This is a genomic window from Jeotgalibaca dankookensis (assembly GCF_002005405.1).
Classification (GTDB): Bacteria; Bacillota; Bacilli; order Lactobacillales; family Aerococcaceae; genus Jeotgalibaca; species Jeotgalibaca dankookensis.
Genome location: NZ_CP019728.1, coordinates 45,570 through 57,855, shown reverse-complemented (window position 1 = coordinate 57,855; position 12,286 = coordinate 45,570). Strand labels below are relative to the sequence as shown.

Here is a 12,286-nt window from a genome sequence, read left to right as displayed (position 1 = left end):
CCTACACTTTCTCTTTAACGTTTTTCCCTAATATTCCCGACGGTTTCACAATCAAAATAATAATTAAAATTAGATAAACGACCGCATCCTTGAACATCGAACCCCCATAGGCACTCACGAGTGTTTCGATAATACCAATAATATAGCCTCCGATCATAGCTCCTGGGATAATCCCAATTCCACCAAACACAGCCGCTACAAAGGCTTTTAGTCCCAAGGTTACGCCCATTAAAGGATCCATGGAATTATAATAAATTCCAACCAATACCCCAGCAGCACCTGCAAGAGCGGATCCCATGACGAAGGTAAATGAAATAACATTATCAACATTAATTCCCATTAGTTGGGCGGCTTCTTGGTCGGCACTAACCGCACGCATAGCTTTACCCATTTTTGTATATTTAACAATCATTTGTAAGGCAACCATTAAGACAACCGTTGTGATGATAATAACGAGTTGTTGAGAGTTAATTGTAATCGTTCCGAGTGAAAATATTTTTGTTTCAATTGCGGTAGGAAATGCCCGTCGTTCTGGCCCCATGATGTAAATCATAATATTTTGTAAGAGATAAGAAACCCCGATAGCCGTGATTAAAGTCGCAATCCGTGTCGCTCCTCTTAAAGGACGATATGCGACTTTTTCGATGACAACCCCTAAAATTGCCGATAACAACATCGAAATAATAATTGCCGGTAATAAACCTAACCCAACATTTTGAATGAGTCCATAACCAATATACGCACCTACCATGTAAATATCCCCATGAGCAAAGTTAATGAGTTTAATAATGCCGTAAACCATCGTGTACCCAAGGGCCATCAATGCATAGATACTTCCCAGTGAGATACCATTTATCATCTGCTGGATAAAGCTCTCCATAGTGACACCTCTTTCTTCATTATAAGTCAGAATAGGAGGCGAGACAGTTTGTCAGGCCTCCTACCGATTGCGTCTATCTAATTAGTTAGGCGATACGACTGTATTACCAGCTTCTTCACCGTTTTGCATCTCAATAACAAAGGTACTCTTAACAGGGTTATGATTTTCATCTAAGGAGAACGTTCCTGTTACACCTGAAAAGTCCGTTGTCGTTGCAATTGCTTCTGTTACAGCATCTGAATCAACCGTTCCTGCTGTTTCAATTGCTTGTAATACTAAGTTAGCTGCATCGTAAGCCAAAGCTGCAAAAGAATCTGCTTCTACGCCATATTCTTCTTCGAAAGCTGCCATAAATTCTTTAACAGCAGGTTCTTCACTATTTGGAGTAAAGTGTCCTGTATAGTAAACATCATTGACATTTTGAGCACTTGCTAATTCAACGAGTGTTGAGTTAGCAAACCCATCTGGTCCTAAAATAGGTTGGTCAATACCCATTTCACGTGCTTGCTTGATTAAAAGACCTGCTTCTTCATAGTAACCGGGGATAAAAATAACATCGAAATCTTTATCACGGATGTTTGTTAAAATGGCATTGAAATCTGTATCTCCATCAGAGAAATTGAGTTCATCGACTACTTCACCTTTGAAGACACTTCGGAATGCGTCTGAGAGACCCACTGCGTAGTCCGTTGAATTATCTTGTAAAATAATTGCTTTTTCAGCACCCAAATCATTCTGGGCAAAATTTGCTAGCACTTCTCCTTGGAAGGAATCTTGGAAACAGACACGGAAAATATATTCCCACACTGTTTCGCCATCTTTCATGGTGACTTCATCCCCTGTAGCAGCAGGTAGAACTGCGGGAACACCCGCCCGGTCGATAACAGGTGTTTGTGCGTTTGCATCTCCTGTCGTAGCCGGTCCAATAATTGCTGTTACCTGATCTTCGGTGGCCAGTCGCGTTGCTACTGAAGCTGCTTCTTGTGCAACGGATGTATTATCATAAGAAACATAGGCCACATCTTCTCCTAGGACGCCGCCCTTTTCATTGATCTGTTTAATTGCCAAATCAACGGCATTATTCATAGGCGTTCCGTACGCACTCGCGCCCCCTGATAATTCAAAGTTTCCGCCGATTTTTACTGTGGCATCATCATTAGCGACACCTGAACCCATTTCTTCGCTTACATCATTTCCACACGCAGCCAAGAGTAATAAAGATGATAGCCCCAACCAATATTTTTTCTTCATAGTAAATTCCCTCCACTGCTGTTTATTAAATAAGAACAAGAATTCTTCTTAAATTTTAATGTTCGTAGTATAGAATATTCTGACAATTTAAGCAAGCTTTAATTTTAAAAAAATAACATTACATATAAAAAGTGTCCCTATTCAAATGAATACGGACACTTAATTATTTTAAACTATCGTTACTCTACACTTTTGAGTGCTTCAATCATGTCTACTCGTTTTAACTTCAGATGCATGATAACCATGACTACTATAGAAAATAGTAATGTCAATAGTGCTGAGGATAAATAACTGAGTGGCTTGATGATGACTGGGAATAACATTAAATCTATTTCGACCATTTTTAATAGAACATTGCCAAGGTAACTCCCGAGACCAAATCCGAATAGAATACCTATTAATGTCAAAATAAAGGTTTCACGATAAATATAGAGACTTACTTCTAAATCATAAAATCCTAATACTTTAATTGTGGATAGTTCACGAATTCGTTCTGATACGTTGATATTCGTTAAATTGTAAAGCACAACGAAGGCCAAGGCTGCAGCCGAGATAATAAGAACGAGTGTGATAACGTCTAAACTGTTCAACGTTTCCTCAAACGCCTTATTGATTTGTGCAATAAAAGTAACTAAAGCAATGGCATCCTCTTGCATGGCGCGTTCCGCAAATTCAGATTCCCATTTACCTCCGCCCTCATACCGGATAAGGTCAGTGTTTGGAGAGAACCGTTCTGAAAAGACGCTTCCATAAAGGTCTTCTGTTAAATAGAGGTAATGGCCTGTATAGTTTTCAGTTACCTGACTAATCGGAACTGTATAAGTCATTTCCTCTTCATCTTGAATGACAAGTTCATCTCCTGGACCAACAGCCATCATACTGGCAAGTTTTTCAGAAATAATGGCCCCATCATCGGTTAGTGAATGTGATTGTGTTTCTCCACGTTCATTTAAACTTACGAAATCAAGAATATTTTCTGAGTCATTTGGAACAAAAACCGTTACATCTTGCGTGTTTAGTCCTGATTTTTCGACCTTATAATTCGCTTGAAGTGCATACATGTGCGAATCAATTTCTGCGTATCCATCTCGAATCGCTTCATAATTCGTCAAGTCTTCGTCTGAACGTTCATCCTGTAATGCGACGACCATATCGTATTTGATAATCTCATTAAACTGTGTTTCTGCTAGACTCGATATCGAGTCACGGATAGCAAAACCAGTCAAAATTAAGGCCATTGATCCTGCTACACCGATAATTGTCATTGAATTACGTATCTTGTAGCGTACTAAGTTACGGACCGTAACCTTTGCGTTAAATCCTAAACGGTTCCATATAAACGGTAAACGTTCTAAGAACACACGTTTACCCATTTTAGGTGCTTTAGGACGCATAATAGATGCCGGCTCTTCTTTCAGTGTTCGGTAGCTTGCAATTGCTGCTGGTCCCACTGTACACAAGATGGCAACAATGATTGCAATGATTGTGTAAAGGGGATAGGTATCAAATTGAATGTCTGGGAAATTATACAACGAATTATAGGCGTTAAAAATCAGAAGTGGAAATAATCGGTATCCCGCAATCAAACCAATAGCTGTTCCTACAATACCGGCAACTGCCGCATAAACTAGGAACTTCTTGGCAATATCAAAATTGCTATAGCCTAACCCTTTTAGTGTCCCAATTTGTGTCCGCTGTTCATCTACCATACGCGTCATGGTTGTAAAACTAACGAGAGCGGCAATCAAAAAGAAGAAGACTGGAAAGATGGAGGCAATTGAAGAAATTCGGTCGGCATTATCGCCGAAGCCAGAATAACCTGGATTATCCGAACGTCCTTGAACAAAATAAGTTGGTTCTTCTAATTCAGCTAATTCTTCTTTTGCTTCTGCTAACTCTTTTTCTGCTTTTTCAATTTCTTCTTGTGCGTCCTTGGTTTCTTCCTCAAAGGTTTCTAATCCCTCTTGATACTCTTCTTCACCGGACTGTATTTTCTCTAAGGCTTCATCTAAAGCGGCTTGTCCTTCTGCCTTTTCTTCTGCTAATTGATTACTGCCGGCTGTTAACTCAGCTTGTCCCGCATCAAGTTCTTGTTTAGCTGCATCAAGTTCAGACTTTGCAGCCGCCAATTGTGCACCTTGCTCTTCAAATTGACTATCCGCGGCTTGAATTTGTGCTTCGATCATTTGAAGGGAACCTTGAACTTGGTTTAGTACCGCTTCTTTCGCTGCTTGTATTTCTTGAGCGCGTGTCTCAAGTTCTTGTAGATTATTTTGATACTCCACTTGCGCTTCTTCTAAAGCCTGTTCACTTTGGATGATCGTCTCATAGCCTTCTTGCAAGCGATCATTTTGAACTTTTAAATCAGCTTGTGCGTTTTCAATAATTGCTTCCGATTCATTTTGGTAAGCTATTTCTTCAGTAAAAGGGATGGCCGTAGCCAACAACTCGCCATTTAAATAACGAATAAAGGGTTGGTAAACGAGTGTTTGTTCACCTTGTGCACTTACACTTGCAAGCATCTCGGCTTTTTGTTCCTCAGTTAAATCTCCATAAGGTATTTGAACCTGTTCTTGAATATAAGCTAACTGCGCTTGACGCTCTGCCAGTGAGCCAATTCGTGACTGAATCTCTTGTTCTGCGTTTTTTAATTCTTCTTCTGATTGTTCCAATTGGCTTTTAGCAGCATTAAGCTCCGCTTTTTGATTGGCAAATGCATCTGGTAGTGCTTGTAATTGTTCTCGGGCTTCGTTAATCTCTGCCTCAGCGCTGAACAAGTCTTTTACTTGAGTTGCCAATTGTTCCCCTTCTGGTGTGGGGATTGGATTTTGGGCTAGCCCTTCCAAGGTAAGAGTGGTATTTAATTGTTCAAGGAGAGCCGCACGTTGTCCCTGCCAATTGGCTTTTGCTTCTTCATATGCTGCCATTCCTTCTTGCCATTCTGCCAACCCGTTTTCGTACTCTGCGTAACCATCATCTAAGACTGCTTGCTGTTTTGCGATTTCATCTTCTGCTTCTTTTATTTCATTTTGAAAGGCTGTTTCATTTTCCTCATATGTTTCTTTTGCTTCGTCTAACTCTTTTCGAGAGTCTTCTAATGTTTTTTTTGCGTCATTTATTTCTTCTTTGGCATCTTCTAATTCGGTTTCGGCTTTGAAAATTTCTTCGCGGCCTTCTTTGCGAATTTCATTGACTCTTTCAAGAGGCCGACCATTTAAAGCTTCTTCAATTTCTTTTTTCTTATTAGATACTTGATTTTTATAATCATCTGAATAAGCTGGATATTCCTTATCAAAGCCAACATAAATTTCAGTAAAAAGATCCCCCGTCAAATCATCTGGATGAATCACTCCAAAACCATCTAAGGAACCTGTAGCCGCTTGCGTATTCCCACGACTCGTTTTTTCGATATAAATTGGTGTATTAACAAACCCGACAATCTCATATTCGTGATCAGCTAATTCAAGTCCTTCTTCTGAAGATTGTTTAAAAGTGACTTGGTTCCCAAGCGCAATCCCATCTTCTGAAGAAGCTAACTCTGAATCGAGTGCGATTTCACCTGGTTGATTAGGTAATCGACCAGAAATTATTTCATAATCATTCAACTGACTGTCTGAGTCATGCGTGAACAAGCGTGTTGCATATTCATGTTCTTCCATAACTAAGTCAATGGATTGGGTAGGCTCTGAGGTCACACCATCAACGTTATTTAAAATCGCAACATCTTTATCCTCAATACCATAAGTAGACAGTACCTTTAAGTCATAGAAGTCCAAATTTTTATAATAGTGGTCAGCCGTTTTCAGCATAATTGGTCCTGTCGCGCTGATACCACCAAAAAAACCTGTTCCTAACATAATAATTGCTAGTAAGGCTAGAAAACTGGCTTTATTATTCCAAATTCCTTTCCATATATCTTTCCATAAGGCTTTCTTTTTCATATTTGCATCAGTCCCTTACCACTCTATCTCTGAAACAAGACGTGGATTCTCATTTTCCCGCACTTCTCTTACTTTGGCGCTATTAATTTCAATAACACGGTCAGCCATAGGAGCGATTGCTTGGTTATGTGTAATAACAATAACGGTTGTGCCAGTATCTCGGCAGGTATCTTGTAGTAATTTTAAAACTTGTTTCCCGGTTTCATAATCTAGTGCGCCAGTTGGTTCATCGCATAATAAAAGCTTTGGTCGTTTGGCTATGGCGCGCGCAATCGCTACACGTTGCTGTTCTCCGCCAGATAACTGAGCTGGGAAATTGTCCATACGCTCAGAAAGACCCACGTCATTTAAAACATCTCCTGCATCTAAGGCACGATTAGAAATCTGCGAAGCCAGTTCCATATTTTCACGTGCGGTTAGGTTTGGTACCAAGTTATAGAACTGAAATACAAAGCCGACATCAAGCCGACGAAAATTGGTGAGTTGTCGATCGGAAAACTTACCGATATCGGTTCCGTCCACAATGATTTCACCTTCACTCGCTTTGTCCATTCCACCCAATATATTTAGGACCGTCGATTTGCCTGCTCCGGAAGGTCCTAAGATAACTACAAACTCGCCTTGTTTAATATCAAATTCAATTCCATCGTTAGCCACAATGGTTGTTTCACCCATCTTATAAAATTTACTGACATTTTTTAGTGAAATATACGCCATTTTTGTATCACCCTTTTTTATTATATGTTTTTAGACACGAAAACACCACAAAACGCCTTCGCATATGTGATGTCTTCTTTATTACTATTAAACAAACCGCCTTGCCAGTACAGAGTTTTCAAGACCGTCACGATCTCTTACTTCTTCGGCAGGATAACCAATCTGAAGCTTTTGAATGGGTGTATAATTTGTTGGGATACCAATCTTTTCTTTCTGGTCTGGAGTTGATAGTTCACTTAACTCTTGTGAGTCCGTAATATACTTATAACCTAATAGTAAGCTAGTTACTGCTAGTTGCATTTGGCCCATAATCATACCTGCAAATAGATATTTTGATTCTTTTTGCTCTTCTTCGTCTTTTAAAGATATTACAATATTAACTGGTCCACTATTTTTTGAATCACTTTGTTCTTTATAAAAGGTTATATGGAATTTCTTATAAAGATCTGTTGGAATGGGCGTCGCTAAACCTGCTAAAATAATTGATTCGATTTGTGCGTCGGATAATTCAAAGCTACTAAAACGCTCTACTGGGCGGTTGATAATAACTGCTCTTCTAAAATTCACAAAAAATCTCTCCCTCTTTTTTCATGTATGTTTATTATACTATAGATTTTACAACAATCGGTGGTAAAATGAACGCATATCAGATTATAAGGAGCGTTCTATATTATATGAGTAAAAATGTAATTGTCATCGGTGGCGGCTCAAGTGGCTTGATGGCAGCCTGTACAGCAGCTGAGTCAGGCGCCCACGTCACCTTATTAGATAAAAACCCGCGCCTTGGAAGAAAATTATTGTTAACGGGTGGCGGTCGCTGTAATGTAACCAATAACCGTGAGCAAGCTGAAATTATCGCGCATATCCCAGGAAATGGTCGATTCTTACACAGTGCTTTCCATCAATTTAACCAATACGATATTATGCGTTACTTCACCTCACGCGGAATTGCCTTAAAGGAAGAGGACCATGGTCGTATGTTTCCAACGACTGATAAAGCGCGTACCATCCTTGAGGCTTTTATTGAGGAACTTAAACGCCAAAATGTAACTGTAAAAACCAAAGCTGTGGTAAAAAAAATTAATTACCAAGAAGGCATCATTACGGGTGTCACTCTTGACTCCGGTGAGGAACTTCCAGCCGATCGGATTGTGCTAGCTACGGGTGGAAAAACTTACTCGAAAACAGGTTCTACAGGAGATGGCTACCGTTTTGGTAAGAAAGTCGGTCATACTATTACCGAACTTTATCCAACAGAAGCGCCCATTACCTCTGACGATGCTTTCATCCAAGACCGGACTTTAAAAGGGTTATCGCTTCGCGATGTCGCTTTAAGTGTTAAAAATAAAAAAGGCAAAACCGTTGTAACCCATCAAATGGACATGATTTTTACCCACTTTGGTGTTTCAGGTCCGGCAGCTTTACGTTGTTCCATGTTTGTACATCAAACGAAGAAACGCGATAATACCGATTTTGTTTCGATGACTTTGGATATTTTCCCAGATCTAAGTAGTGGACAAGTCGAACAAAAACTTTATCAATTCATTAAAGAAGCTCCCGATAAAAATGTAAAAAATGGCTGGAAAGACTTAATGCCTGAACGCTACCTCTTGTTTGGACTTCAACAATACGGTATAAACCCAGAACAAACGTTAAAGTCTCTCCAACCGAAAGATATTCAAAATTTCGTCAAATTTACTAAGGATTTTCATTTTTCAGCTAACGGTACTTTACCAATTGATAAAGCATTCGTAACCGGTGGCGGTATTTCAACAAAAGAAGTTAACCCTAAAACCATGGAAAGTAAACTGCAACCAGGTTTATACTTTTGTGGAGAACTGCTCGACTACAACGGCTATACCGGTGGTTATAATATCACAGGTGCGTTTGTAACCGGCCATGTTGCCGGCTCACACGCGGCATTAGATTAATGTTTTTGGATGATAAACACTTTTAAGTAGTCACTTGATGGACTTGCTTTAGGCGTTCTAAAGTCTGCTGGCAAACGATGCTCTGCAGCAATTGAATAACCGATTCCCTTATTCCGGAAGGCTGTTTCAAGGTCGCTCCGGAATTTTTTGCGTTTATAAGTCGCAGCATTACTAGAAAGAATGAACACTCCTTTTGGTGCAGAGATATCAATTAAATCTTCAATCATCGCTGTGTAATCTTTAGTAACAGAGAAAAGGCGTTTCTTAGAACGGGCGAAACTCGGTGGATCAACTACAATGACATCAAAGGTGAGGGCTTTCCGTTTCGCATATTGAATGTAGTCGAACACATCCATAACATAAATCTTATGCGCATCAGGATCTAGTCCATTTACTTCAAATTGTTCGCGTGTTTTTTCTCTTGAACGATTGGCAACGTCAACACTCGTTGTATGAGTGGCGCCACCCATTGCAGCCGCAACAGAGAAGGCACCTGTATAAGAGAAGGTATTTAAAACAGTTTTTCCTGGTGCATATGTTTCCATCAGTTCACGACGCACTTCACGTTGATCTAAAAAGATTCCCGTCATCCAACCTTCATTTAAATAGGTCGCATAAATCACATTATTTTCCTTTATATAATGTGGGCTTGGTGCTTCTTCTCCGTAAACAAAATCACTTGCTGTTTCACCATCTTGTTGGTAGCGGCGTTTTTCATAAACACCTTTAACAAATTGAAAAACTTCTCGGAATGCGGCTAAAATATCTTCGCGATATTGGTAAATTCCTTCACTATACCAAGACATAACTGCAAAACCTGCATAATAATCAACGGATAGCCCTGGAATTCCGTCTCCCTCTGCATTAAACAGACGGGAAGCATTTGTTTCAGCACTTGACAATAGGCCTTCACGTCTTTCAACTGCTTTTTTAAATTGTTTTAAGAAGTATGAATAATCAAAATCAACACCTTCTTGAAAGGAGTAAATCCAACCAATTCCTTTATTTTGTTTTGCTAAATAGGCTTCGCCTAAAAATTGACCCACCGGGCTGACGAGTTGTACTTGTTCGCCTTCAGTAAACACAAGTTCTTCATCAAAGGATAGAGGACTCAGTAAAGGATCACCTTTTTTAATATGCGGCATTGCCTTTTGTGCAACTGTGATAACACGTTTCGTTTCCATATTATTCCTTCTTTCATTTTTTATCTCTAAAATGATTAAATTTCTATTCATTTATACTAATTTCAATTGACTATAAAATATCATATGCCTATAATTACATATACGCGATTTACTAGAACATAATGCTTTAAAATACATATAGATGAAAGCTTATTCTAACACGAAAACCCCTTAGGAGGGATTAATTTGTTTCAAAAAATAAAAGAAGCCACAAAAAACAACTTTGGTTTCTTAGCGATTGCCGTTCTTTTGTTCTGGCTAAAAACTTATCTAGCATACCAATTAGAATTTTCCCTCGGTGTCGAAGGCCTTTATCAACAGTTTCTACTCTTTATAAATCCTTTAGCAGCGACGGTCTTTTTCTTTGGGCTATCTCTATACTTTTCAAACACTAAAAGCCGTCACCGTTCACTTGTTGTCTTTTATTTTTTAAATACAGCACTTTTGTTCGGTAACATTCTCTACTACCGTGAATTCTCAGACTTTGTCACATTAAAAACGATTTTAGGTTCTTCCGCTATGATGGGCGGTCTCAGTGCGAGCTTTTTCCAAATGTTAGAGTGGCGTGATCTCCTTTATTGGGTGGACTTTTTCTTTATAGTCCGTCTTTATTGGAAATATCGTCCAAGTTTTGCTACAAAACCGCCTGTTAAGAAAAGAACAGCAACTGCTGTACTCATCTCTGCACTGCTTATTTTTTCAGCTAACTTGAGTTTAGCAGAAATTGATCGTCCACAACTATTAACGCGTACCTTTGACCGGAACTACATTGTCAAATATTTAGGTATCAATGTTTACACCATGTATGATGGCATTCAAACTGCTCGTGCCAACTCGGTACGTGCGAGTGCGGACGGTTCTGATTTAGCCCCGGTTTTGGATTATGTTGAACAACATTACACAGAACCAAATGAAGCTCTCTTTGGGCAAGCTCAAGGACGTAATGTTGTCTATATTCATTTAGAAAGTATGCAGCAGTTCTTAATCGATCTCGAATTACAAGAAGAAAACGGCGAAATCAATGCCGTGACACCTTTTTTAAATGAACTCTATCACAGCTCTGACTCTTACAGTTTTTCAAACGTTTTTCACCAAACAGCGCAAGGTAAAACAAGTGATGCAGAATTACTCCTTGATAACTCGCTCTTTGGACTTGCCCAAGGTTCAGCCTTTACGCAATTAGGCGCAGATAATATTTTCCAAGCCGGCCCGCAAATCATGAAGAGTCATGGCTATACAAATGCTGTCTTCCATGGGAATGTTGGCTCCTTCTGGAATCGAGATAATACTTATAAATCGATGGGTTATGATTATTTCTTCAGTTCTGAAACAAGTTACAATCTCACACCAGAAAATTCTGTTGAATATGGCTTAAAGGATAAGTTATTCTTTCAAGAATCCATTCAATATCTTGAACAACTGCCGCAACCTTTTTACTCTAAGTTTATAACTGTTTCGAATCATTTCCCATTTCCAGCGGATGAGATGAATACGGTCTTTGATATACCAGATACAGAAGATACAACCATTAATGGCTATTTCAATACTGTTCATTATGCAGATCAAGCTCTGGCTGAATTCTTTCAATATATGAAAGAAAGTGGTCTCTATGACAATACTATGTTTGTCCTTTATGGCGATCATTTTGGGATTTCAAATTCACGCAACCGGACGTTAGCACCCTTATTAGATCAAAGCTCTGTCATGTGGGGAGATTATGATGACGCAATGGTACAACGGATTCCACTTATTATTCATGTTCCTGGCAGTGAAACAGGAGGAATCCAAGATACCTTTGGCGGTCAAGTAGACATTTTACCAACGGTTCTCCACTTACTAGGTGTAGATACGAGCACACACATTCAACTCGGACAAGATTTACTTTCAAGTGAACGTGAGCAAATTGTTGCTTTTCGAAATGGAAATGTGGTGAGCCCGGACTATACAAGTATAGGTCCAGCTGTTTATGATACCAAAACAGGTCAAATGATATTTATCGATCCAAATAATCCATCCGAACTATCCAATGAAATTGATCACCTTCGTGAAGCTGCGCAACAACAGTTACATATTTCCGATCAAATTCTTAACGGAGATTTACTACGTTTTTACACCCCTTCTAATTTTGAACGTGTAGATAAACAAGCAATCAGCTATCTTGATTCACCTCAACGCTTACGTGAAAATCTAGAGGCATTAGGCTTTGAAAATACTTCTTTAATGGGTCAAAACAATAGTCAATCAACGGTTGATCTCTATCAAACAGATGCCCCTGAATTTCCAGGCAACCAACCATTAGATACTAATAGTTTACTGGATGAAGAAAGTGAATAGAACGCAAAAAAGAGTAGGTTCACAATTACGTGAGCCTACCTTTTTTTG

8 protein-coding genes are annotated in these 12,286 nt (G+C 39.2%); 2 read left to right on the top strand and 6 right to left on the bottom strand.

Annotated elements, in window-relative coordinates; translation table 11 throughout:
* Position 1: 1 nt before the first annotated feature.
* The 5 genes from BW727_RS00250 to BW727_RS00230 all read right to left on the bottom strand — a co-directional run bounded on the left by BW727_RS00250 (position 2) and on the right by BW727_RS00230 (position 7,356).
* Positions 2–880: a branched-chain amino acid ABC transporter permease gene (locus BW727_RS00250; RefSeq protein WP_062471425.1), complete on the bottom strand. Its 879-nt coding sequence runs from the start codon at positions 878–880 to the stop codon at positions 2–4.
* A gap of 81 nt (positions 881–961) precedes the next feature.
* Positions 962–2,131: an ABC transporter substrate-binding protein gene (locus BW727_RS00245; protein ID WP_062471423.1), complete on the bottom strand. Its 1,170-nt coding sequence runs from the start codon at positions 2,129–2,131 to the stop codon at positions 962–964.
* A gap of 179 nt (positions 2,132–2,310) precedes the next feature.
* The gene (locus BW727_RS00240) at positions 2,311–6,072 is read right to left on the bottom strand and encodes an FtsX-like permease family protein (protein WP_062471420.1); all 3,762 of its coding nucleotides are present in this window, start codon (positions 6,070–6,072) and stop codon (positions 2,311–2,313) included.
* Between the two features lie 15 nt (positions 6,073–6,087).
* A complete protein-coding gene (locus BW727_RS00235) occupies positions 6,088–6,789 on the bottom strand; it encodes an ABC transporter ATP-binding protein (protein ID WP_062471417.1) in 702 nt (233 codons plus the stop codon).
* 87 nt (positions 6,790–6,876) lie between these two features.
* On the bottom strand, positions 6,877–7,356 hold the full coding sequence (locus BW727_RS00230) for a hypothetical protein (RefSeq protein WP_062471415.1): 480 nt from the start codon (positions 7,354–7,356) through the stop codon (positions 6,877–6,879).
* A 107-nt stretch (positions 7,357–7,463) separates the two neighbouring features.
* Between BW727_RS00230 and BW727_RS00225 the strand changes: the two genes are divergently transcribed.
* Complete coding sequence (locus tag BW727_RS00225) at positions 7,464–8,720, top strand: BaiN/RdsA family NAD(P)/FAD-dependent oxidoreductase (protein ID WP_062471412.1); 1,257 nt, start codon at positions 7,464–7,466, stop codon at positions 8,718–8,720.
* On the opposite strand, the gene BW727_RS00220 is transcribed toward BW727_RS00225, so the two are convergent.
* Positions 8,717–9,904, bottom strand: coding sequence for a class I SAM-dependent rRNA methyltransferase (locus tag BW727_RS00220; protein ID WP_062471410.1), 1,188 nt, complete (start codon positions 9,902–9,904; stop codon positions 8,717–8,719). The two genes, BW727_RS00225 and BW727_RS00220, sit on opposite strands and share 4 nt — an antisense overlap.
* A 186-nt stretch (positions 9,905–10,090) precedes the next feature.
* On the opposite strand from BW727_RS00220, the gene BW727_RS00215 reads away from it, so the two are divergent.
* Positions 10,091–12,238 (top strand): LTA synthase family protein, encoded by a 2,148-nt coding sequence (locus BW727_RS00215; RefSeq protein ID WP_077795673.1) that lies wholly within the window; start codon positions 10,091–10,093, stop codon positions 12,236–12,238.
* The last annotated feature ends 48 nt before the right edge of the window (positions 12,239–12,286 follow it).